The sequence below is a fragment of the Streptomyces sp. NPDC031497 genome, from assembly GCF_055580905.1.
The window spans coordinates 252,039-275,245 of sequence record NZ_JBVIKO010000001.1; the positions used below are offsets into that span (position 1 = coordinate 252,039).

Consider the following 23,207-nt stretch of genomic DNA (forward strand, 5'->3'; position numbering starts at 1 on the left):
CGTGGCCGTATGCGTGTACTGGTCACCGGCGGTGCCGGGTTCATCGGGTCCCATGTCGTCGAGGCGCTGGCGGCGCGCGGGCACGAGGCGGTCGTGTTCGACGTGCGCGACGATCCGGGCGCCGACGTACGCAATCCGGCGGCGGTCGGGCGGGCACTGGCGGGCATGGACGCGGTCTGCCATCAGGCCGCGATGGTCGGGCTGGGGGTGGGGTTCGGGGACGCGGCGGAGTACGTCTCCCGCAATGATCTCGGTACGGCCGTGCTGCTCGCCGCGATGGCCGAGGCGGGGGTACGGCACCTCGTGCTGGCCGGGTCGATGGTCGTGTACGGGGAGGGCCGGTACGAGTGTCCGCGCCACGGTGTCGTACGGCCGGGGCCGCGCGCGGTCGCCGATCTGGAGGCCGGGCGGTTCGAGCCGCACTGCCCGGTCTGCGGCGCCGATCTGGCACCGGGACTGGTCGCCGAGGACGCGCCGGCCGATCCGCGCAACGTGTACGCCACCACCAAGCTGGCCCAGGAGCACCTGGCCGCCGCCTGGGCCCGGTCGACGGGCGGGTCGGCGGTGTCGTTGCGCTACCACAACGTGTACGGGCCCCGGATGCCCCGTGACACCCCCTACGCGGGCGTGGCCTCCTTCTTCCGTTCGGCGCTCGCCCGCGGTGAGGCACCCCGGGTGTTCGAGGACGGGCGGCAGCGCCGGGACTTCGTGCACGTCCGGGACGTGGCCGCCGCCGACGTGGTCGCCCTGGAGGCACGGCCGGAGCCGGGGGCACTGACCGTCTACAACACCGGCAGCGGCGAGCCGCACACCGTCGGCGAGATGGCCCGCGCGCTGGCCCAGGCGCACGGCGGGCCGATGCCGGTGGTCACCGGGGAGTTCCGGCTCGGGGACGTACGGCACGTCACCGCCGACTCCTCGCGGCTGCGGGCCGACCTGGGCTGGAAGGCCGAGGTCGGGTTCGCGGAGGGGATGCGGGAGTTCGCGCGGGGCGCATAGACCCCGGACGGACCGGTGGTGCTGCCCGCCATCAGGAAGCGGCGGTGGGCAGCACCACCTCGAAGCGGCAGCCGCCCGGGATGTTGTGCACGGTGGCCCGCCCCTGGTGGGCCTCCACGATCCCGCGCACGATGGCGAGGCCGAGTCCCGCTCCGGCCGGAGGCGTGCGGGCGTGGCTGCCGCGCCAGCCGGTGTCGAAGACGCGCGGCAGGTCCTCCTCGGGGATGCCGCCGCAGCCGTCCGTGACGGACAGGACGACACCCTCGGGACCGCGCTCGGCGGCGACCGCGACCGTGCCGTCGGGCGGCGTCCGGCGGATGGCGTTCACCAGCAGGTTGCCCAGCACCCGGCTCATCTCCTTGCCGTCCACCTCGACCGGCACCGGCTCCACCCGGTCGCCGACCAGCCGCACGCCCAGCTCGCGCGCCAGCGGGTCGGCACCCGCGAGGGCGTCGCCGACGAGGTCGTACAGCGACATCCGGCTCGGGCTCAGCGCGAGCGTCCCGGCGTGGATGCGGGACAGCTCGAAGAGGTCGCCGACCATGTCGTTGAGGCGTTCGACCTCGGTGCGGATCTGCTTCAGATAGCGGTCCGGGTCGCTGGCGACGCCGTCCTCCAGCGCCTCCGACATGGCGCGCAGACCGGCCAGCGGGGTGCGCAGGTCGTGCGAGATCCAGGCGACCAGTTCCCGGCGCGAGGTCTCCAACGCGCGTTCCCGTTGCCTGGATTCGGCGAGCTTCGCGCTGGTGGCGGCCAACTCGCGGCTCACCTCGGCCAGTTCGGCGGTGGCCGGGACCGCGGGCGCGGCGAAGTCGCCCTCCTCGCCGAACGAGCGGGCGGCGAGGGCGAGTTCATGACTGCGGGCGCCGACCCAGCGGCCCAGTATCAGCGCGCTGGCGAGCGAGACCGCCGCCGCCATCGCGACCACCGTCGTCACCACCGACAGGTCGTGCGAGGAGAGGAACATCGCCCAGGCGACGGCCAGGGTGCCGGCGAGCATCGCGACCACGCCGACGGCGGCGACCACGGCGATGGACAGGGTGAGCGAGCGGCGCCGGAGCAGGCGCAGCGCGGCCGCTCCGACGAGCCCGGTGAGGGCGGCGCCGGCCAGGGCGTAGAGGGCGATCAGCAGGGTGTCGCGCATGTCAGTCCACCTCCGGCTCGTCGGCGTCGGGGTCGAAGCGATAGCCGACGCCCCACACCGTCTGGATCAGCCGCGGCCGGGCCGGGTCGTCCTCGACCTTGGCGCGCAGCCGGCGGACATGCACGGTCACCGTGGACAGGTCACCGAAGTCCCAGCCCCACACCTCGCGCATCAGGTCCTCCCTGCCGAACGCCCGCCCGGGGTGCCGCAGGAAGAAGGCGAGGAGGTCGAACTCGCGCAGGGTGAGGGCGAGTTCGGTGCCGTTCTTGGTGGCGCGGCGGGCGTTCGGATCGAGGGTGACTCCGGCGGTGGAGAAGGAGTGCGCGGCGGGTGCGGGGCGGGCGCGGCGCAGCACCGACTCCACCCGCAGGACCAGTTCGCGGGGGCTGAAGGGCTTGGTGACGTAGTCGTCGGCGCCGACCTCCAGGCCCAGGATCCGGTCGTCCTCGTCGCCGCGCGCGGTGAGCATGATGACCGGGACGGGGGCGTGGCCGCGCAGCCGCCGGCAGACCTCCAGGCCGTCCATGCCGGGCAGCATCAGGTCGAGCACCACCAGGTCCGGCCAGTGGGCGGTGGCGCGGGTCAGTGCGGTGGGGCCGTCGCCGGCGTGGTCGACCAGGTAACCGGCGCGGTCGAGATACCCGGTGACGACCTCGGCGACGGTCGGATCGTCGTCGACGACCAGGACCCGGGTGGCGGCGGGGGCGGCCCGGTCCTCGGTGAGCTCGTACGGCTGCTGCATGCCCCCACCCTCGCACCGGGCCGTCGCGGGTGTCGCGCCCGAGGGTGGGCACGGGGTGCGACGTCCGTGTTTCGTAAGAAACCGGGGAGGTGGGCCGCCGGTTCCGACGTCCGCGTTTCGTAAGGAGCCGACGCCCGGTATGTCCGGTTCACGTTCGTAGGGTGACAACCGTGACCACCTCACCAACCTCCCCGACGACGGACGTGGACGTCGTCCTCCCCTGTCTGAACGAGGCCGAGGCCCTGCCCTGGGTGCTCGGCCGGATCCCGGCGGGCTGGCAGGCCCTCGTGGTGGACAACGGCTCCACGGACGGCTCGGCCGACATCGCCCGGGCGCTCGGCGCGACCGTCGTCCACGAGGCGCGGCGCGGCTTCGGCGCGGCGTGCCATGCGGGGCTGACCGCCGCGACCGCCGGCATCGTCTGCTTCTGCGACTGCGACGCCTCGCTCGATCCGGGGCTCCTCGTGCCGTTCGTGCGGGAAGTCCACGACGGCGAGGCGGACCTGGTGCTCGGCCGACGGCGGCCGCAGGGCCGGGGTGCGTGGCCGGCGCATGCCCGGGCCGGGAACCTGGCGCTGACGCGGATGCTGCGGCGGCGTACCGGGCTGCGGCTGCACGACCTCGGTCCGCTGCGGGCGGCGCGCCGTGAGCCACTGCTCGCGCTGTCCCTCGACGACCGGCGCAGCGGCTATCCGCTCCAGATGGTGGTGCGGGCGGCGGACGCAGGCTGGCGGATCACCGAACGCGAGGTGCCGTACCGGCCGCGTACCGGGGTCTCGAAAGTCACCGGAACCTGGCGCGGCACGGCGCAGGCGGTGCGGGACATGAGCCGGGTGCTGCGCGAGCCGCCGCGGGTGCGGGCCGGTGGGGGCTGAGCGCGCCCACGCGGCGGAGCCGCACATCGATACAGCCCCGCGCCACTTACGGGGCTACTCAGCCGCGGGCAGTCGTGCCTCCCCCCGTGCCTCAAGGGTGGGCGCAGCGGCACCCTGCCGGCGCCGGTAAGTGACACCCCCGCCCCCACCCACCCGCACCAGCCAAGGAACCCCCACATGACCACCCTTCTCGTGATCGCGAAAGAACCCCGCCCCGGCAGGGTCAAGACGCGGCTCACCCCGCCGTTCTCGCCCGAGCAGGCCGCCGCGCTCGCCGAGGCGTCCCTCGCCGACACCCTGCGCGCCGTGGCCGAGGCCCCGGCCACCCGCCGCGTCCTGGTGCTCGACGGAAACCCCGGCCCCTGGCTGCCGCCCGGCTTCGATGTCGTACCGCAGTGCGCGGGCGGGCTGGACGAGCGGCTCGCGCACGCCTTCGCCGGCTGCACCGGCCCGGCCCTCCTCATCGGCATGGACACCCCGCAGGTCACCCCGGCCCTGCTCACCGTGGACTTCGCGGACCGCGACGCGTACTTCGGTCCCGCCGAGGACGGGGGGTTCTGGGCGCTGGGGCTGGCGGACCCGGACCCCGCGCTGCTGCGCGGGGTGCCGATGTCCGCGCCGGAGACCGGCGCGGTCCAGCGACGGCGGCTCGTCGCCGCCGGGCTGCGGGTCGCGGACCTGCCGCGGCTGCGGGACGTGGACACCGCCGCGGACGCCGTCGCCGTCGCCGCCCTCGTCCCGCACGGCCGCTTCGCCGCCTGCCTGGCCCGGTGCACGGCGCACAGCGGGACGGGCCGCCGATGACCACCTCACCGCCGCTCGCCTGGACCGGCGCCGACCCCTACGCCGCCGCCCTGCGCACCGGCCGGGGCCCGCTGTTCCTGCGCCGCACCGACGGGTGGCTGCTGCCGCTGGAGGTCGAGCGCTGGTGCGCACGGGCCGACCCGGTCGACCGGGAGGTCCTGGACCGCTGCGAGGGCGCCGTCCTCGACGTCGGCTGCGGCCCCGGGCGGCTCGTCGCCGAACTCGCCGCCCAGGGCCGTACCGTCCTCGGAATCGACGTCAGCGTGGCCGCCGTCGACCACACCGTGCGCCTCGGCGGCCAGGCGCTGCGCCGCTCGGTCTTCGAGCCGCTGCCCGGCGAGGGCCGCTGGGGCACCGTCCTGCTGATGGACGGCAACGTCGGGATCGGCGGCGACCCGCGCGACCTGCTGGACCGGGTGGCCGAACTCCTCACTCCCGGCGGCCTGTTGATCGCAGAGACCGCTCCGGTGGACGTCGACGAACGCGCCCATGTCCACCTCACCGACGCCCATGAGGCGGTCGGCGCCCCCTTCCTCTGGGCGCGGCTCGGCACCGCGGCCCTGCTGGGGTACGCGTGGGGCTGGGAGCGGGCCGGTCAGTGGGCGGCCGGGGGGCGGCGCTTCGTCGCCCTGCGCAGCCGGCACACCAGCAGCAGCGCCGAGCCGCCGAAGAGCACGGCGGTGATCAGCAGCCAGCGGGCCAGGTAGCCGTCCGAGGACAGGCCGGTGGCCGTCCGGTAGTGCCCGGCCACCATCCCGCTGATCAGCGGGAACCACACCAGCAGGAGCAGCGCGGAGAGCGCGGCCGGGACGCGGACGTACATCGCCCTCCCCCGCGGCCCCAGGGGCGCGAGCGGCGCCCCCGCCCGGCGCCCGGCGGCGCCCAGCCCGCGTACCGCCGCCCGGTCGGCCAGCGAGTACAGCGGCAGCAGGACGAGGTCGTGCAGCAGGGCCGCCCCCACCACCCACAGCGTCACCCCGAGCCAGTCGCCCGACAGCAGCCGTACGCCGGCATAGGCGGCGAGCGCGAACGAGCAGGCCAGCAGCAGGATGTGGAGGGGGTTGCCGAGCGGGAGACGCAGGCGTCGCAGCAGGGCGCCGACGGGCAGGGGCGAGCGCATCACAGGTCTCCGAAGGTCATCCGGGCCACCCACTTGGTGTTGAGCACACCGGGCGCGGCGGGCACGATCACGCGCGCCGGGTAGCCGTGGTCGGGGGACAGGTCCTCGCCGTTCACCTGGAGCGCGAGCAGGGAGCGCGGGTCGGCGACCTGGTTGGCGCGCAGGGCCGCGCGGCGGAAGGCGCCGTGCAGCTGGAGCGACTCGACGAACACGTCCGGCGGGTCGCCGTCGTGGCCGACGAGTGCCGCGAGGTCGCGCAGCCGCACCCCGCGCCACCACTGGTCGGCGGTCGACCACCCCTCGACGCAGGCGATGGGCAGCGCGGCGCTGTGCAGGGGCAGTCGGAGCAGTTCGGCGCGGCTGAGGCGGACCGTCCGGCCGTCGCGTCCGGTGACGACCAGCCGCCAGGCCTCGCCGCCGGTCGCCCCGGCGTCGATCCCGGCGTAGGCGGCCGTCTTGTTGATCTGGAAGCCGTTCGGCCCGCTGCCGGGGTCGGCTCCGCCGTGCGGCGCGAGCAGGGCGGTGCGCCGCAGCGCGCCCCCGATGCTCTGCCCCGCGGTGGTGACGAGCAGCAGCAGGGACGCGCCGCCGACGAACCACAGCGCGCCACGCCGGGAGACGGTGGGCGCGTCCGGCCGTGGTGTGGCCAACTCGGCCTCGTCCCGGCGCCGTTGGCGAACGGCCCGGAGCGCCGTCGGCGTCTTCAGCGCGGCATGCGCGACGAACGCGGCGAAGAACACCCAGGCGCCGTAGAAGTGCAGGGGGTAGAAGGAGCCGGGGAAGACGTAGTCGAGCTGGACGTTGAGGACACCGGTCGTGAACTCGAAGAGGCCGCCGCCGACCAGCAACAGCAGCGAGATCCGCTCCAGCGCGTGGGCGAGCGAGCGGGCCGGGGGCAGCGTGAACAGCTTCGGCACCACCGACCACAGCTTGGCGAGCAGCACCGGGATCAGGGTGACGCCGAGGGTGACGTGCAGGCCCTGGGTGAGCCGGTAGAGCCAGGACGGGTTCGTCGGCCACGAGAACAGGTAGAAGCCGAGGATGCCCTTGTCCGGGGTCTGGTCGTTCACCGGGGCCAGGTTCGGGTTGTAGGCGGCGTACGACACCAGTCCGGTCACGAACAGCACGGTGATGCCGACGAGCAGCACGAGGCCGAGCACCGAGGTGAACCAGGTGCCGCGCAGCGGGCTGCGCCAGAAGCCGGGTGAGGTGGGAAGCCGTGGGTCGTCGTGTCGCATGGTCCGACCGTAGGCCGGGAAAACCCCGGGACCGGGTGCGCGACCCATGACGAAAGTCTGACGTCAGCCGCCTGATCCACTCTTTCGCCCGGTCGCCGACCTAGCGTTCCGGTGTGACCCGCGCTCCCCGCCGTGATCGCCCCGCCGATCTGTACGCCGTCCTCGCCGCCGCCCTGCTGGTGCTCGTCGCCGTCCTGGTCGGCCGGCACCTCCAGGACACCTACCGCGTCCTGTTCGTGCACTGGCCGCCGCTGTTCGCCGACTGGGACCCGCACGTGGGCCCGGGCACCCCGGCCGCCGTACTGGTGGCGGCCGCCGTGGTGGCGTACGGGCCGAACCTCGCCGTACGGCTGTCCTGGCGCGGGCTGCTCGCCGCGGCCTGGGGCGCCTGTCTGGCCTGGATCTGGTCGCTGGCGCTGGTCGACGGCTGGCAGCGGGGTGTGGCCGGCCGGCTCACCAGCCCGAACGAGTACCTCACGGTCATCGGCCGCTTCCACGACATCCCGGCGACCCTGCGCGACTTCACCCACCACATCGTGAGCGGCACCCCGTCCCCCTGGCCCGCCCACATCGCCGGTCACCCCCCGGCCGCCACCCTCACCTTCGTCCTCCTTGACCGGGCCGGGCTGCACGGCGGCGGCTGGGCGGGCGCCTGGTGCGTCACCGTCGGGTCCACGGCCTGTGTCGCCGTGCTGGTCGCGGTGCGGGCGCTGGCGGACGAGCGGCTCGCCCGGCGGGCCGCGCCCTTCCTGGTCATGGCCCCGGCCGCGGTGTGGGTGGGCGCCTCGGCCGACGGGTACTTCGCGGCGGTCGCCGCCTGGGCGGTGGCGCTGCTGGCGCTGGCGGTGACCGGACGGTCCGTGGCGTGGGCGGCGGGCGCGGGACTGCTGTACGGCCTGACCTGCTACCTGTCGTACGGCCTGACGCTCTTCGCACTCGTCGGGGCGGCGGTGCTGGTGCTCGGCCGGCGCCGGGTCCGGGCGCGGCCGGTGGTCCTCGCCCTGCTGATGGCGGGGGCGGCGGTCGTCCCGGTCGTGTTCACGCTCGCCGGGTTCGACTGGTGGGAGGGGTACCGGCTGCTGGTCACCCGCTACTACCAGGGTGTCGGCGGCACCCGCCCGTACGGCTACTGGGTGTGGGCCAACCTGGCCTGCACGGTGATCATCACCGGCCTGGCGACGGCGGCGGGGCTGCGGCGGGCGGGCGCCACGCTCGTCCACCGCCGTACGGCGGGCTCCGCACCGGTCCGCCTCGCCATCCTGGTGGCGGTCGCGCTGCTCGCGCTGCTGATCGCCGACGTGTCGGGGATGAGCAAGGCGGAGACGGAGCGCATCTGGCTGCCGTTCGCGATGTGGCTGCTCCCGGCCTGCGCGTTCCTGCCCCGGCCGCGCGCCTGGCTGACGGCACAGGCACTGCTCGCGCTGCTGCTGAACCATCTGCTGTTCACCGGCTGGTGACACCTCAGCACGAGAGCGGGAGAGCGGCCGGGCGATAGAGCGGGAGAGCGGCCGGGCGGGAGAGCGGTGCGGGTGCGGAGCGGCGCTGTGGCCCGCCGCGGCGATACGAGTGCGCGAGGCCTGGCGGACGGACCTGGAGGGCGGCTTACGGACGCGCGCCCTTCCGCTCACAGTGGGCACCCACTGTCTGGGCGGGGCAAGTCTGTGGTCCGGCACATCGACCGCCGGCCGTGACACCGGTCATCATGGTCACGGTATGCGAGCAGGGCGGCCGGGAGAGGACTCGGCGGACAAAGTGCCACGGAATTCCACTCCCGCGATTTCCGGAGTGCGGGGCATTAATGCACCGGGGCAGATCGTCGACCCTTCGACTGCATTCTGAAGACTCCCTCGCCGAATACAGGGAAGTCCCCACGGAACGGCATACCCCTCCACCGTGGACCGTGAATGAATCTTCAGTCAATCTGCCGCGCCTGTCAAGTCACCGCCGCCACCTGGTACTTCCCGTGAGTGATCGACCCACCAGGGACGCATGTCCCGACCACCCGGTTCCACCGGAACACCCCATGAACCGGTTAATTCTCGCGACTCGGTGACTTATGAGCCACCTTGACCAGATTATTGCGCACGCAAGGATTTCTCACATCGGAGAGACTTGACAAGTCCGGGATGCCATCGAGAAGAATCGAGCGATCGAAAACATTCCGCAATTCAACGGCTGACGCCGCTGGACACCGGAGAGGAGAGACCGATGGCAGGCGCCACCTCGCACAGTGCCGCACCCGCAGCGCCGGCCGAGCCCCGCACGACGGAGCCGACCGCGCTCACCCCCCTCTCCGCACGACCACACCCGGCCCCCGGCGCCCTCGGGGACGACCAGCGCCGCGGCCGGTCCCCGGACCGGGCCGCGGACGCCGGCGACACGGTCCGGCTGGCGGTCCACGCGGCCGACCCGATCACCCGGTCCGCGCTGGTGAGTTACGTCCGGCGGCAGCCCGGCCTGGCGCTGACCGGCTGGGGCACACCCGCCGACATCGTCGTCGCGACCCTGCAGAACCCGGACGCCCGCGCGCTCACACAGCTGCGGCAGGAGGTCGAGGGCGCCGCCAGACTCGTCGTGATCGCCGACGGCGAGTGGTCGGTCGACCCGTACGTCGCGCTGGACGCGGGCGTGCGCGCGGTGTTGTTCCGCCCGGCGTTCACCTGGGAGCGGTTCGGCGAGGCACTGCAGGAGGTGCGGGCCGGTCACGGCGATCTGCCGGCGGTACTGCAGGGCCAGCTGATGGACCAGATGACGAGGACCCACCAGGAGGTGCTCGCACCCCACGGCCTCACCCCCGGCGGACTCACCCTGCGCGAGGCGGAGGTGCTGCAACTGGTCGCCGAGGGAGACGAGTTACAGCACATCGGAGACAAGCTCGGCTACTCGGAACGGACCATCAAGAACGTGCTCTACGGAATGATCAAGCGGCACCGGCTGCGCAATCGCGCCCACGCGGTGGCCTACGCGATCCGGAGCGGCCAGATATGACGGACGCCCGCCGGCCCCGCTCGCTGCCCGGGCACGGCGCCGACCGTCGTACCGCGCGGTGGCGCCCGTCGCCCGGGCCCGCAGGTGACCGCCGCGCCGCACGCGATCCGCGCCGCCGCCCGAACGCGCCGAAGGGACCGGGCCGTTGAGCACCGACTCGGTGCGACGGGGACCGCGCGCCGAGGGCCCCTCGATGCCGGAGGGCCAGGTGGAGCTGGCCGAGCCGCCCGCGCTCGGCGAACCCCCGCAGGCCGACCTCGGCTCCGCCTTGATGTACCTGCCGATGGGCCTGGGCACGGGCGCCATGATGCTGATGTTCTCGCAGGGCCGGCCGGGCCCCACCACGTACCTGATGTCAGGGCTGATGGGCGGGTCGATGGCCAGCATGACGCTGACCCAGCTGGGCCGGGCCGGCAGCGACCGGCGGCGCAGGATGCGCGCGGAACGCCGCGACTACCTGCGCTATCTGGGACAGAAGCGCGCCCAGGCCCGGCAGGCCGCGGCCGAGCAGCGCGCCGCCCTGCTGTGGGACAACCCGCCGCCCGACCGGCTGTGGACCTGGGCGCCCGGCGACCGGCTGTGGGAACGCCGCCCGGGCCACGACGACTTCGCCCGGGTGCGGATCGGCACCGGCACCCGGCGGGCGGCGCTGGAGTTCCTGCCGCCGCAGACCCGGCCGGTGGAGGACCTGGAGCCGCTGTCGGCCGTGTCGCTGCGTCGCTTCACCCGGGCCCACCAGCGGGTTCCGCACCTGCCGGTGCCCGTGGCGCTGCGCGCCTTCACCAGCGTGGAGTTCGCCGGTTCCGGCGTCGAGGCACTGGCCCTGATGCGGGCCATGGTGGGTCAGCTGGCCGTGCTGCACTCGCCCGACGACCTGCGGATCGCCCTGCTGGGCGGGGAGCTGGCCGCCGCGGAGTGGGAGTGGCTGAAGTGGCTGCCGCACAACGCCCACCCGGAGGAGTCCGACGCGGCCGGCCCGCTGCGGCTGGCCGCCGACGACCACGACGGGCTGATGGACCTGCTCGGCGCCGAGGTCCGCGACCGCCCCGACCACGACCCGGACGCGCCGCCCAGCACCGCCGAGCCGTTCGTGGTGGTCATCGCCCAGGACATCGGTATCCCCGAGGCGTCCCGGCTGCTGACCACGGGTGTCCGCAACGTGGTCCTGCTGGACGCGACCGGCGCCATGCCCGGCGGTGCCAAGGTGCTGCGGCTGACCGTGCGCGACGGCCGGGCCGAGTACCCGGCGGGCAACGACACCGCCCGGGTGACGGCCGACGCGCTGAGCGGGCCGGCCGCCGAGGTGCTGGCCCGCCGGCTGGCGCCGCTGCGGACCGGCGGGGTCATCGACCTGGTGGACCGGTCGCTGGACTCGGACTTCGAACTGACCACGCTGCTGGGCGTGCGCGACCCGCACACCTTCGACGTGGCCGGGCTGTGGCGGCCGCGTCAGCTGCAGGCGGCCCGGCTGAAGGTGCCGCTCGGTGTCACCGAGGACGGCGAAGTGGTCGAGCTCGACCTGAAGGAGTCCGCGCAGGGCGGTATGGGCCCGCACGGGCTGCTGATCGGCGCGACCGGCTCCGGAAAGAGCGAGCTGCTGCGCACGCTGGTCATGGGCCTGGCCGCCACGCACTCCTCGGAGGTGCTCAACCTGGTCCTGGTGGACTTCAAGGGCGGTGCCACCTTCCTGAACATGGAGCGGCTGCCGCACACCTCGGCCGTGATCACCAACCTGGCCGACGAGGTCCACCTGGTCGACCGGATGCGGGACTCGATCAACGGGGAGATGGTCCGCCGCCAGGAACTGCTGCGTGCCGCCGGCCACTCCTCGCTCTTCGAGTACGAGAAGGCCAGACTGTCCGGCACCGCCGGGCTCACCCCGCTGCCGTCCCTCGTCATCATCGTCGACGAGTTCTCCGAACTCCTGGCCAGCAAGCCTGAGTTCGTCGACCTCTTCGTGTCCATCGGGCGGCTGGGGCGCAGCCTCGGGGTGCATCTGCTGCTGGCCTCGCAGCGGCTGGACGAGAGCCGTATCCACAAGGTCGAGGGCCATCTGTCGTACCGGCTCGCGCTGCGCACGTTCTCCGCCATGGAGTCCCGCGCCGTCATCGGGGTGACCTCGGCGTACGAGCTGCCGTCCGCGCCCGGCAACGGCTATCTGAAGGTCGACATCTCCAATCTGGCCCGTTTCAAGGCCGCCTACGTCTCCGGTCCCGCACCGGCCCCCGCCGCCCCGGGCGAGACGGCGGTGCGGGCGGCCGGGCCGGCGGCCGAGGTCGCGCTGTTCGGTCTCGGCCGGCTCGGCCCGGTCCGGCCACCGGAGCCGGCCGCGGCGCCGGCGCCGGCGTCCGCCGACGAGGACCGGGCGGAGCACGACCCGGACGAGGAGAGTCTGCTCGACCTGCTGGTGCGCCGGCTGGAGGACAGCGGCCCGCCGGCCCGGCAGGTGTGGCTGCCGCCGCTGACCGACCCGGCCGGCCTGGACGACCTGCTGCCGGGCATCGTCCCCGACCCGGTACGCGGCATGACCGCCGCCGGCCATGACGCTCCCCCGCTGACCCGGGTGCCGCTGGGCATGGTGGACCGCCCGTACGAACAGGCCAGGGAACTGCTCGTGGCGGACCTCTCCGGGCCCGACGGCCATGTCGGTCTGGTGGGCGCTCCGCAGACCGGCAAGTCGACGCTGCTGCGCACCCTGATGCTGTCCCTGGCGCTCACCCACACCCCGGAGCAGGTGCAGTTCTACTGCCTGGACTTCGGCGGCGGCCTGGTCTCCACCGGCGGCCTGCCGCACGTCGGCTCGGTCGCCGGCCGGGTCGACCGCGACCGCGTGCACCGCACGGTGGCCGAACTGACCCAGCTCCTGGAGCGCCGCGAGCAGGAGTTCGCCGCCCAGGGCGTGGAGTCGATGGCCGCCTACCGGGCACGGCGCGCCGCCGGCCAGGCCGAGGACCCGTACGGGGATGTGTTCCTGGTGGTCGACGGCTGGGCGACGCTGCGCTCGGAGTACGAGGACCTGGAGCCGGTCGTCATCGACCTGGCCGCGCGCGGCCTGTCCTTCGGCGTGCACGTGGTCGCCTCCGCGGTGCGCTGGTCGGAGATCCGGCCCCGGCTGCGGGACCTGCTGGGCACCAAGCTGGAGCTGCGGCTGGGCGACTCGATGGAGTCCGAGGTGGGCAGCCGGATCGCCGCCACGGTGCCGCACCGGCCGGGCCGGGGCCTGGTCTCCTCAGGGCACCACTTCCTGTCGGCGCTGCCCCGGATCGACGGCATGACGAGCGTCGACGACCTGACGGCGGCGACCAAGTCCGCGGTCGCCGAGATCGACACGTTCTGGACCGGCCGCCGGGCCCCGGAGGTGCGGCTGCTGCCCACCCGGCTGCCGGTCGGCCGGCTGCCGAACCCGCCGGCGGACGCCGCCGAACTGCGCATGTGCCTCGGCGTGGACGAACTGCGGCTGGAACCCGCCTGGCACGACTTCGGGGCCTCGCCGCACCTGATGGTGCTGGGCGACAACGAGACGGGCAAGACGAACCTCCTGCGCCTCGCCATCCGGGCCGTCACCACCCGCTACTCCCCCGACGAGGCCCGCATCCTGACCGCGGACCCCGGCCGCGGGCTGCTGCGGGACATCCCCGAGGCCTACCGGGTCGGCTACGCCGTCGACTCCGACGGGCTCGGCGAACTGGCCAAGTCCGCGGCCGTGTCGGTCGGTCAGCGACTGCCGGGCGCGGACATCAGCCCCGAGCAGCTGGCCCGCCGGGACTGGTGGCACGGGCCGCGGCTGTTCGTGGTGATGGACGACTACGACCTGTTCGGCGGCCTGCCCGGTGCCCCCTCGCCGACGGCACCGCTGGTGCCACTGCTGGCGCAGGGCCTGCACATCGGTCTGCACCTGGTGGTCGCCCGCAGTGCGTCGGGGGCCGGCCGGGCCATGATGGACCCGCTGCTGCGCCGCATGTGGGAGCTGGGCAACCCGGCGCTGCTGTTCTCCTACCCCAAAGAAGAGGGCAAGTTCCTCGGCGAGGCCAAGCCCCGCACCCTGCCGCCCGGCCGGGCCCAGCTGGTCACCCGGCGCTCGGTCGGCCTGGTCCACACCGGCCTGGTCCCCCCGGCGTGATCCCCCGATGCGACCGCCCCGCCCCGCCGCCGCGCGACCGGACCCCGGAACCGGGTCCCGGAACCGGGTTCCGCCCCCACACCGCACAGGAACACCATGACGACGTCAACCCCCCCGCTCCAGTCCTCGCCCCCCGATGTCTGCCGGCTCACCGTGGAGGGTCCGGCCGGACGCGCCGATCTGGCGGTCCCGCTCACCATGCCGGTCGCCGCACTGCTGCCCGTCCTGCTGCGGCACGCCGGCCTGCCGGACGACGGCAGCCGGAACTGGGTGCTCCAGCGGATGGGCGACGAGCCGCTCGACCCCGACGGCACCCCGCAGACCCTGGGGCTGCGCCACGGTGAGGTGCTGTGGCTGCGGGCGGCGGAAGAGGCCCTGCCCGGACTGCACTTCGACGACGTCGCCGACGGCGTGGCCCATGTCGTCAGCGGGCAGCGCGGACGCTGGACCCCGGCCGCCACCCGGGTCCTCGCCCTGACCGGGGCCGGGCTCGTGCTGCTGGTACTCCTCGCGGATCTGCTGCGGCCCGGCCCCGGCGCGGCGAACGCGGTCGCCGCCGGTGCGGCGGCGCTGCTGCTGGCGGCCGGCTGCGTCGCCGCGGACCGGTACGGCACCCACCGGACCACCGCCGTGCTGGCCGGCTCCGGCTCCCTCGCCCTCGGCGTCCTCGCGGGCCTGGCCTCCCGCCCCGGCGCGGGCGGCGGCTACCGTCCGGACTCCCCCGGCCTGCTGCTCGCCGCGCTCTGGGTGACCGTGCTCGCCGGCCTGCTGCTGGCGCTACGGGCGCTGCCGGACGCGCTGCCGGGCACGGCCCTGCTCACCGCGGTGAGTGTCGCGGCGGCCTGCGGGCTGGCCGCCGCCGGCTGTTCGCCCTCCCAGGCGGTCGCCGTGGTGGCCGCCGCCCTGTTCGTCCTGGGCCGGGTCGGCCCGCGTACGGCGCTGCGCCTGGCCCGGCTGCGGGCGCCCCAACTGCCGCACAACGCGGATGAGTTGCAGCAGGACATCGAGCCCCAGCCGGAGGAGCGGATCCGCGCCAGGACCGCGGTGGCCGGCGCCCTGCTGGACTCGCTCGCCTGCACCACCGCCGTGCTCTGCCTGGCCGCCTGGTGGCTGCTGGCCCAGCGCACCGACTGGGTCGGCTGGGTGCTGCCGCTGGTCTTCGGTACGGCGGTGGCGCTGCAGGCACGTGAGCTGACCGGGATCACCCAGCGGGTGTCCACGACCGTGGCCGGCCTGGCCGGGCCGGTCGTGGTGCTGCTGGTCGACGTGGCACCGCACGGCACCGGGGCGCGCATGGCCACGGTGGCGGCGCTGCTGCTGACCGTGGGCGGCCTGCTGCTGGCCGCCGAACGGCTGCCCGGCCGCCGGCTGCTCCCGGTCTGGGGGCAACTCGGCGACATCACCGAGTGGGTCACCGCGATCGCCCTGCTGCCGCTGCTGTTCCAACTGCTCCACGCCTACGCGCGGTTCCGCTCCCTGGCCGGCTGAAGGAGACACAGGTGCAGACCCGACGCGACCACGTCCAGGCATACCAGTTCGCCGTGGGCCGGCTGGCGACCTCGCTGGTCACCGGTGACCCGGGCCGCGGCACCAGCCCGACCCGGCGCGGCTCTCTGGGATCTTTCTTCGGCGTGCTCCTCGTGGTGCTGCTGTGCGCCGGCTCCGGGGTGTACGGCCTGATCAAGCCGGTGCAGAAGGACACCTGGCGGCAGGCCGGGTCGATCATCGTGGAGCGGGAGACCGGCAGCCGCTACCTGCTGGTGGACGGCCGCCTGCGGCCGGTCCTCAACTACGCCTCCGCGCTGCTGCTCACCGGCTCGTCCGGGACGGTGCGCACGGTCTCCCGGGACGTGCTCGCCACGGTGCCGCACGGCTCGGCCATCGGCATCGCCGGCGCCCCCGACGCGCTGCCGGCGGCTGCGGACGTCCTGTCGGGCGGCTGGGCCCGCTGTCTGCGGCCCGGGACGACCGGCCGCGAGATCCTCGATCTGGGCCCGCCCCGGGCGCTGCCCGCGCCGGGGCCGGCCCAGGCCGTGCTGACCGGGCCGAAGGGTGAGCTCTACGTCCTGTGGCACGACGTGAAGTACCCCGTACCGGCCGACGCCACCCTCATCGCGCTCGGCCTGGACAGCGAACAGCGGATCGCCGCGCCCCGCGCCTGGCTCGCCGGGGTACGCACCGGTGCCACGCTCACCGCGCCGGCCGTGCCGCACGCCGGTACCCCGGCCGGCCGCGTGGCCGGTCACGCCGTACGGGCCGGACAGCTCTTCCGTACCCCCGCGGCGGCCGGCGGCCACACCTACGTGATGCTCTCCGACGGGATCGCACCCGTCACACCGACCGAACAGGCCCTGCTGGCCGCCCGGCCCGGCGCGGCCCGGGTGCTCACCCTCGACGCCACCACGCTGGCCGCCGCCCCTCTCTCCCGGGCCGGGCTGGCGGCCACGGGCCTGCCCGACCTGCTGCACGCGCCGCCGGTGGACACCGCCACCGCCGACCTGTGCCTGCGTCAGGTCCCCGCGGGCCGGAAGCTGACCTCCACCGTGGTGCTGGAGCGCCGGACGGCCGCCGACGGCCGCACCGTACGCGTACCTCCCGGGCACGGCGTGCTCGCCGTCGACCAGGACCAGGTCAGAAGCGGGGCCGCCGTCCCGCAGCAGTACCTGGTGGACGACCAGGGCACCCTCTTCCCGCTGGGCCGGCAGGCCGCGAGCGCGCTGCGGCTGAGCGGGCCGGCCACGCCCATGCCCGCCGACGTGCTGGCCCTGCTGCCGCGCGGCCCGGTCCTGGACGGCGACGCGGCCGCCGCCACCCTCAAGGAGGGGTGAGCATGGTGCACATCGAGGCCCCGGCCGTGCTGGCCGGCCGCGCGGGTCTGCGGACCCGCCCGGCCGGTGACGCCCTGCTGGTCCACCGCAAGGGCGGACTCGATCCGGCCGCCCTGGCCTTCGCGGGGACCCTCGCCCCCGACCCGCTCCACCAACTCGTCGTCGTGGACCTGCCGTTCGACGCGACCGCACGCGAGTGGGAAGCGGTGCCGCGGGCCCTGACCGCCACGCCGGACGGCATACGGATGGTGTTCAGCCACGCCCTGCCGCCCGATGTGCGCCGGTTCGGCCAGGCCGCCGCCGAGCGGCTCGGCGGCGTGGTGCTGGCACCGGACGGCCCGGTACGGACCCTGCCCGAGGGCGGGCTGTTCGTCGCGCCCGAGGACGGCACGGGCTGGCTGAGCTATCGGCCGCGCCACCCCGTGGGGTACGACTCCCGGCGCTTTCCGAAACCGGCCTGGGAGTACGCCGTCACCGACCGGGCGTGGCACACCGCCTCCCACGCGGTCGTGGAGCCCACCCCGAGCGGCGTCTGGCTGCGCGGCACCGGTGCCCCCGGCGGCGGCCGGCACTGGCTGGTGGACCGCATCCCCGCCGGCACCGAGATGCTGACCGCGGTGGTGGGCAGTCCGGGCGGCCCCCCGGTGGACCTCCCGGACGCGGTACGGGTCTGGCACAGCGTCCTGCCCTCGGCCCGCCGACGGCTGCGTTTCCTGCAACTGGGCCCGGTGGCGCTGCCCGACGGCGTGGACTCCCTCGGCCAGGGGCTCGCCGACGGCACCGGCGAGCAGGTCGTCTTCTACACCGGCCTGCCCGCCCGGCAGCACCTGGGCGGGCAGATGCCCGACATCGAGGTGCCGAGCCACGACGGTACGGCGGCCTGGCGGCCGTTCGTCAGCGAGGTGGTGTACTTCCCGGGCAACGGCCGTACGCCCCCGCTGCCCGCCCTGTTCGGGGTCCGCTCCCCGCTCACCGGGGTCCCGGACACCACGGGCGGGACGTACGCGTACGGGCCCGAGACCGTGCTGGAGGTCGTCCAGAGCGGGCTGTGGCTGCGCCCGCCGGCCGAGCCGGACAACTCCGACCGGGTCCGCCGGGTCGCCGCCGCTCCCGGGCGGGCGCTGCTCCTCTACGACCGTGCCACCCCCGAGTCCGGCGAGCGGCTGCGCGGACTCGCCGAGGACATGCTGCGTCAGCTGGACCCCACTCTGCGGGAGGCCTTCCGGGTGACCCCGGCGGACGAGCCGGGCCCCTCGCTCGGCTGGCACGAGCAGGAGTGGTGGGTGTGGTCCCCCGCCCGCGGGGACACCGGGCAGGACACCGTCGCGTCTGCGGCCGCCGACCCCACCGCACCGCCGGCCTCACCGTCGTACACCCGGATCCAGCCGGCCCCCGCGCCCGTACCGCCGACGTACCCGACCACGGCCGCCCCGCCCGCGCCCACCGGCCCCGGGACCCGCCCGGCGGCCGAACCCCGGCCCGCGACGATCCCGTATCCCGCCGCCACCGCCCCACCGGAAGCCACACCGGAGGGTGGCCGCGGCACCGAACGGGGCCGAGCCGCTGCGGCGAGCGCGGAACGGGCAGGCACGGTTTCCGTGAACACCCGACCGAGGCCTGCCGATCCCGGTGACCCGGACGGCGCAGGTCCGGCCTCGGTGGTTCCCACCACCCCCGTGAACTCCGCACAGGGACCGACCGTTCCGGCAGACCCCGCGAGCACCGGACCGGCCTCCGCCGCTCCCGGTGGCCAGGCGGGCGCAGGACAGGCCCCCGCAGGCACCACCGAGCCGGCGAACCTCCGGACCGGACACCCCGCTCCCGCCGACCCGACGGACCCGGAACCCGCCCCCGCGATCACCACCGACCCGGCCCGTGCCGTTCCGGCCGACCGCGGAAACGCCCAACCGACGCCCGCGACGCCCGCCACCCTCGTCAACGCCGGCCCGACGCCCGCCACTTCGACCGACCCCATCAACACCCACCCAACACCCACAGCCCCCGCCCACCCCGTCAACACCTCACCGGTGACCGGCACTTCGGCCGATCCCGCAAGCCCGGCGCCCGTGCCGCCGCCGGGTGTCCGGGGCGGGGCGCCGCTCATCCGGCTGGAGTCGGACGAGATGCCCTCGGGTCCCTCGCCGGCCGGCGCCGGGAGGGAACCCGCCGGTGCGGCGCCGGCCGAGGTGGGCGAGCGGGGCGCGGCCGGCGGGCGGGCGGACGGCGTCCGTGGTGTGCGGGTGCAGCCCGTCCCCGGCGCGACGGTGACCGCCGTGCCGCCGGAGCGCGGGCTGGAACGGGAACGGGCCTGGCTGCGCAAGACGTTCAACGCCCAGTTCGGCGCGCTCGCGGGATCGGTCGCCCGCGTGCTGTCGGAGTCGCCGGGGCTGCGTTCGTCCTCCCGCGAGGACGCGGCGGACGCGATGACCGATCTGGTGGCGGTGCGCCTGTATCTGGGGGGCGACAGCGCCCGGGTGGACGCCGCGGTGCGCGGTGCGACGACGGGACCGCACGTCCCGATGGCCCGCTGTGTGACGGCGGGCCTGCGCCGGCTGCCCTCCTACCGCGGCCCGGCGCTGCTGCACGCGCCGGCCGGCCCGGCGGAACTGGCCTGGTTCCACGAGGGCCGGGTCAGCACGGAGTGGGCGTTCTGCGCCGCCTCGACGGCGCCCTGTCCGGCGCCGCCGGGCACCGTGGACTTCCTCGTGTGGTCGATGACCGCGCGCCGCACCCGGCTGGTGGACCCCGCCTTCACCGACCGCGTGGTCTTCGAACCCGGCACCCGCTTCAAGGTGCTGCGCACCGACGCCGACGGGGACCGGCCCGCGGTCCTGCTGCGCCAGCTGTCCTCCTCCGAGACCGAACAGGACGGGCAGGTCCCGTTGGACGAGATCGCGTTGAACGGTCTCACCGCCTCGCTCGCCACCCTGCGGGAGTTCCGGAGCGGTCCGCCGCGCGGCCCAGAGCCGCAGGCCCGTCCCGTGGGCGTCCCGCCGGGACTGCTGCCGGCCCGCCCCGACTCGTCGAACAAGGGAGCACGCCCGTGACCCGGCAGATGCTGCAGGTCGCCCCGGACCGGCCCGGTGCCTACCGGTCGATCGGCGCGGCGCTGGCCGACGCCCGCGAGGGCGCGCTGATCACCGTGGCGCCCGGCCGGTACGAGGAGAGCCTGCACGTGACCACGCCGGTCACGGTCGCCGCGCAGGACAGCGGGCGGCCCCCGGAGGTGCACGCCTCGTCGGGCAGCACGGTCGTCCTGGAGGCCGAGGCGGTGCAGTTGTCCCACCTGGTGCTGACCGGGGCGGACCGGGAGGCGCCGGTACTCGACGTGCGACGCGGCCAGGCGGCCCTGGACGGCTGCCGGGTCGCCGGGCAGGCCTGGGCCGCGGTGCTGGCCTGGCACGAGGGCGTACTGGCGCTGCGCGACTGCGAGCTGGCCAATGAGCGGGGCGCGGGGATCGTGGTGACCTCCGACCGGTCGAACGTGGTGGAGCGCAGCCGGGTGACCGGGGTGGGTTCGTCGGCCGTGGTGGTCGCCGAGGACGGCCGCCTGACGGTCCGTGACTGTGTGCTGGAGGGGGCGCGGGGCAACGGCGTGTGCGCCAACGGCCGGAGCGCGGTGACCGTGGAGACCACCCGGGTGGCGGGCAGCGGCAAACCGGCGATCGCCGTCGAGCAGCAGGCCCGGGCCGAACTGCGCGAGGTGCAGGTCTCGGGCAGCGCCACGCTGGACGCGTATCTGACCAGCACCGGGGAGACCGTGCTGACGGGGTGCCGGTTCACCGGTGCCGGTCAGCAGTCGGTGTACGTGGGTCCAGGTGCCGCCCCGCTGTTGCGGAACTGTGTGCTGGAGTCCCCGGGCGAGGTGGGCGTGCAGGCGGTGGCCGGGGCCCGGGTGCGGCTGGACGAGTGCGCGGTCAGCGGTGCCGGGGTGGGCGTCGCGGTGGACACGGAGGCGAGTGCGGAGTGCGCGGGGCTGGCCGTCCATGACGCGGCGCGGGCGGCGCTGCGGGTGGCCGGGGAGACGCGGGTCGAGCGGCTGACGGTGAGCGGCGGCCGCGGCCACGGTGTGGAGGTCCGCGACCACGGCCGGCTGGAGCTGCGGGACGCCGACGTGGCGGTGGGCACCGGCATGGTGCTGACCGAGGGGGCACGGGCGGAGCTGTCGGCGGTACGGCTGCGGGCCACCGGCGGACCGGGTCTGTCGCTGGCGGACGCGGCACGGGCCACCCTCACCGGGTCCGCGGTGACCGGCGGCGCGGTGCTGATCGCCTCGGGCTCCCGGCTGACCGCGCACGACAGCGAGTTCGACGAGTCCGACGCGGACGGCATCCGCCTGCTCTCCGCGGGCGAGCTGGTCGCGACCGGCTGCCGGATCTCCGGCGCCCGTGGCCACGGCGTGCACGTGACGGCGGGCTGCCGGGCGGAGCTGACGGGCTGCACGGTGCGGGACAACGGCGGCGACGGCGTGCGCTCCCGCAGCGACGAGCCCGTGGTGGTCACCGACTGCGACATCCGTGGCAACGGTGGCCGGGCGGTGGCCGACCGGAGCGGAACCCCGGGCGCCGTGGCCGGAAAGACGGACCGCGAGGGACGCGACGCCCGGCCGGCCGGGCAGTCCGGCGGGGAGCGCGAGGACGGCCGTACGGACCGGACCCGGATGGTGGGACCGCTCGCCGAACTCGACGCGCTGGTCGGTCTGGAGAGCGTCAAGCGCGAGGTCACGGGCCTGATCAACCTCAACAAGATGGCCCAGCGGCGGCAGGAGATGGGGCTGCCGATGCCCCCGATGAGCCGGCACCTGGTCTTCGCCGGTCCGCCCGGCACCGGCAAGACCACGGTGGCCCGGCTGTACGGGGCCGTGCTCGCGGAGCTGGGCATCCTCAGCGAGGGCCACATCGTGGAGGTGGCCAGGGCCGACCTGGTGGCCCAGATCATCGGCGGCACCGCGATCAAGACCACCGAGGTCTTCAACAAGGCCCTGGGCGGGGTGCTGTTCATCGACGAGGCGTACACCCTCACCAACCAGTCCCGCGGCACCGGCCCCGACTTCGGTCAGGAGGCGGTGGAGACGCTGATGAAACTGATGGAGGACCACCGGGACGAGATCGTGGTCATCGTGGCCGGGTACTCGGCGCAGATGGACCAGTTCCTGGCCTCCAACCCGGGTATGGCGTCCCGGTTCGCCCGCTCCGTGGAGTTCCCCAACTACAGTCCCGACGAGCTGGTGACCATCGTGCGGGGGCTGTGCGGCAAGCACTACTACGAGCTGTCGGACGGCGCGCTGGCGGCGCTGGTCCAGTACTTCGAGGCGGTGCCGAAGAGCGACACCTTCGGCAACGGGCGGGTGGCCCGGCAGATCTTCGAGGAGATGATCAGCCGTCAGGCGTCCCGGCTCGCCGTCGAAGCGCCGCTCGACGACAACGAGTTGAGCGTCCTGGAAGCCAGCGACGTACCGGCCCTGCCGGCCCGTGGCGACGACGCGGGCGGCGGGGACGGTGGCCGGGAGACTCCCGCGCTGCGCCGGCTCGCCTCGCTCAGCGGGCAGCAGCCGGCCCGTGACGCCCTGCTGGCGCGGCTGCGGCGGCTGGCCGCGGCCTCCGGCGGCGACAAGGAGCTGTCACGGGCGGCCGGTCTGGTGCTGGAGGGCGGTCCGGGCTCCGGGCGCGCGGCGCTCACCGCGCTGTACGCGCGCGGGCTCGCCGAGGCAGGACTGCTGCCCACCGGTGCGGTGCTGCGGCTGCCGTTGTCGCAGGTGCCGGCCCGCTGGCCGGAGCAGCCCGTGGCCCGGCTGACCGCAGCCTTCGCGGAGAGCGCGGGCGGGGTGCTGCTGCTGGAACTGGATCCCGCCTTCGAGCAGCGGCCGCCGCAAGAGCAGACGGCGGTCCTGGACGGCCTGCAGGCGGTCGCCGCCCGGCAGGGTGGTCCGGTGCCGGTGCTCAGCGGTTCGGCCGCCATGGGACCGCTGTTGCGTGGCCGGGCCCGGCTGACGGCGGTGTTCGCCGAGTACGTCCGGATGGTGCCGTACACACCGGCGGAACTGGTCGCGCTGGTGGCGCGGCGGCTGGCCGACCACGGCTTCCGGCTCGCCGAGGACGGCGCGGCGGAACTGGCCGCGGAGTTCGGCCGACGGCCGCCCGGCGGCGCGGTCTTCGGCGCGCACCGGCTGGCCGACCTGCTCGCGGCCCGGTCTGAGCGACTGGAGATCGGTGCACCGGAACTGTACGACGCGGGTGTGGTCGCCGCACCGGCCCCCGAGGCCGAGACGGTTCCGGCCGGGTGAACGGGAACGGTCCCCCGCCGCGGAGTGCGGCGGGGGACCGTCTTTGTCCTACGGGTCCTACGGGTC

The 23,207-nt window shown here is 75.0% G+C and carries 15 protein-coding genes; 11 read left to right on the forward strand and 4 right to left on the reverse strand.

All coding sequences use genetic code 11. The annotated features are described in order from the left end of the window. Positions 1-9: 9 nt before the first annotated feature. The gene (locus ACZ5K7_RS01245; RefSeq protein WP_468909091.1) at positions 10-999 is read left to right on the forward strand and encodes an NAD-dependent epimerase/dehydratase family protein; all 990 of its coding nucleotides are present in this window, start codon (positions 10-12) and stop codon (positions 997-999) included. A 31-nt stretch (positions 1,000-1,030) separates the two neighbouring features. Here ACZ5K7_RS01245 and ACZ5K7_RS01250 read toward each other — a convergent pair whose 3' ends face one another. Both ACZ5K7_RS01250 and ACZ5K7_RS01255 read right to left on the reverse strand, forming a co-directional pair. Beyond that, a complete protein-coding gene (locus ACZ5K7_RS01250; RefSeq protein ID WP_351697634.1) occupies positions 1,031-2,143 on the reverse strand; it encodes a sensor histidine kinase in 1,113 nt (370 codons plus the stop codon). Position 2,144: 1 nt separating this feature from the next. Next, entirely contained in the window at positions 2,145-2,885 is a 741-nt protein-coding gene (locus ACZ5K7_RS01255) for a response regulator transcription factor (RefSeq protein ID WP_468909094.1), read from the reverse strand. Positions 2,886-3,046: 161 nt separating this feature from the next. Here ACZ5K7_RS01255 and ACZ5K7_RS01260 point away from each other — a divergent pair, with 161 nt between their 5' ends. From ACZ5K7_RS01260 to ACZ5K7_RS01270, 3 genes are all read left to right on the forward strand, one after another. Then, positions 3,047-3,760 (forward strand): glycosyltransferase family 2 protein, encoded by a 714-nt coding sequence (locus ACZ5K7_RS01260; RefSeq protein ID WP_468909096.1) that lies wholly within the window; start codon positions 3,047-3,049, stop codon positions 3,758-3,760. 177 nt (positions 3,761-3,937) lie between these two features. Next, positions 3,938-4,564 (forward strand): TIGR04282 family arsenosugar biosynthesis glycosyltransferase, encoded by a 627-nt coding sequence (locus ACZ5K7_RS01265; protein WP_468909098.1) that lies wholly within the window; start codon positions 3,938-3,940, stop codon positions 4,562-4,564. Further along, on the forward strand, positions 4,561-5,271 hold the full coding sequence (locus ACZ5K7_RS01270) for a class I SAM-dependent methyltransferase (protein WP_468909101.1): 711 nt from the start codon (positions 4,561-4,563) through the stop codon (positions 5,269-5,271). Before ACZ5K7_RS01265 ends, ACZ5K7_RS01270 begins: the two co-directional genes overlap by 4 nt. Here the strand turns inward: ACZ5K7_RS01270 and ACZ5K7_RS01275 are convergent. Further along, positions 5,160-5,684 (reverse strand): hypothetical protein, encoded by a 525-nt coding sequence (locus ACZ5K7_RS01275; protein WP_468909103.1) that lies wholly within the window; start codon positions 5,682-5,684, stop codon positions 5,160-5,162. The two genes, ACZ5K7_RS01270 and ACZ5K7_RS01275, sit on opposite strands and share 112 nt — an antisense overlap. Further along, the gene (locus ACZ5K7_RS01280; protein WP_468909105.1) at positions 5,684-6,922 is read right to left on the reverse strand and encodes a molybdopterin-dependent oxidoreductase; all 1,239 of its coding nucleotides are present in this window, start codon (positions 6,920-6,922) and stop codon (positions 5,684-5,686) included. Before ACZ5K7_RS01280 ends, ACZ5K7_RS01275 begins: the two co-directional genes overlap by 1 nt. Before the next feature lie 113 nt (positions 6,923-7,035). Here ACZ5K7_RS01280 and ACZ5K7_RS01285 point away from each other — a divergent pair, with 113 nt between their 5' ends. The 7 genes from ACZ5K7_RS01285 to ACZ5K7_RS01315 all read left to right on the forward strand — a co-directional run bounded on the left by ACZ5K7_RS01285 (position 7,036) and on the right by ACZ5K7_RS01315 (position 23,141). Beyond that, complete coding sequence (locus ACZ5K7_RS01285; protein ID WP_468909107.1) at positions 7,036-8,379, forward strand: hypothetical protein; 1,344 nt, start codon at positions 7,036-7,038, stop codon at positions 8,377-8,379. A gap of 751 nt (positions 8,380-9,130) precedes the next feature. Beyond that, complete coding sequence (locus ACZ5K7_RS01290) at positions 9,131-9,910, forward strand: response regulator transcription factor (protein ID WP_468909110.1); 780 nt, start codon at positions 9,131-9,133, stop codon at positions 9,908-9,910. A 145-nt stretch (positions 9,911-10,055) separates the two neighbouring features. Further along, on the forward strand, positions 10,056-14,030 hold the full coding sequence (gene eccCa, locus ACZ5K7_RS01295) for a type VII secretion protein EccCa (protein WP_468909113.1): 3,975 nt from the start codon (positions 10,056-10,058) through the stop codon (positions 14,028-14,030). A 96-nt stretch (positions 14,031-14,126) separates the two neighbouring features. Continuing rightward, positions 14,127-15,518, forward strand: a complete 1,392-nt coding sequence (eccD, locus tag ACZ5K7_RS01300; protein ID WP_450972124.1) for a type VII secretion integral membrane protein EccD — start codon at positions 14,127-14,129, stop codon at positions 15,516-15,518. Positions 15,519-15,529: 11 nt separating this feature from the next. Continuing rightward, on the forward strand, positions 15,530-16,858 hold the full coding sequence (gene eccB, locus ACZ5K7_RS01305) for a type VII secretion protein EccB (RefSeq protein WP_468909116.1): 1,329 nt from the start codon (positions 15,530-15,532) through the stop codon (positions 16,856-16,858). Positions 16,859-16,860: 2 nt separating this feature from the next. Beyond that, positions 16,861-19,905 (forward strand): hypothetical protein, encoded by a 3,045-nt coding sequence (locus ACZ5K7_RS01310; RefSeq protein ID WP_468909119.1) that lies wholly within the window; start codon positions 16,861-16,863, stop codon positions 19,903-19,905. After that, positions 19,902-23,141 (forward strand): right-handed parallel beta-helix repeat-containing protein, encoded by a 3,240-nt coding sequence (locus ACZ5K7_RS01315; RefSeq protein ID WP_468909122.1) that lies wholly within the window; start codon positions 19,902-19,904, stop codon positions 23,139-23,141. The genes ACZ5K7_RS01310 and ACZ5K7_RS01315 overlap by 4 nt, the downstream gene beginning before the upstream one ends. Positions 23,142-23,207 lie beyond the last annotated feature (66 nt).

Coding starts and splice junctions, on each gene's coding strand:
- eccD (WP_450972124.1), top strand. CDS start 14,127: ATGACGACGTCAACCCCCCCGCTCCAGTCCTCGCCCCCCGATGTCTGC.
- ACZ5K7_RS01265 (WP_468909098.1), top strand. CDS start 3,938: ATGACCACCCTTCTCGTGATCGCGAAAGAACCCCGCCCCGGCAGGGTC.
- ACZ5K7_RS01275 (WP_468909103.1), bottom strand. CDS start 5,684: ATGCGCTCGCCCCTGCCCGTCGGCGCCCTGCTGCGACGCCTGCGTCTC.
- ACZ5K7_RS01245 (WP_468909091.1), top strand. CDS start 10: ATGCGTGTACTGGTCACCGGCGGTGCCGGGTTCATCGGGTCCCATGTC.
- ACZ5K7_RS01255 (WP_468909094.1), bottom strand. CDS start 2,885: ATGCAGCAGCCGTACGAGCTCACCGAGGACCGGGCCGCCCCCGCCGCC.
- ACZ5K7_RS01310 (WP_468909119.1), top strand. CDS start 16,861: ATGGTGCACATCGAGGCCCCGGCCGTGCTGGCCGGCCGCGCGGGTCTG.
- ACZ5K7_RS01270 (WP_468909101.1), top strand. CDS start 4,561: ATGACCACCTCACCGCCGCTCGCCTGGACCGGCGCCGACCCCTACGCC.
- ACZ5K7_RS01290 (WP_468909110.1), top strand. CDS start 9,131: ATGGCAGGCGCCACCTCGCACAGTGCCGCACCCGCAGCGCCGGCCGAG.
- ACZ5K7_RS01250 (WP_351697634.1), bottom strand. CDS start 2,143: ATGCGCGACACCCTGCTGATCGCCCTCTACGCCCTGGCCGGCGCCGCC.
- ACZ5K7_RS01280 (WP_468909105.1), bottom strand. CDS start 6,922: ATGCGACACGACGACCCACGGCTTCCCACCTCACCCGGCTTCTGGCGC.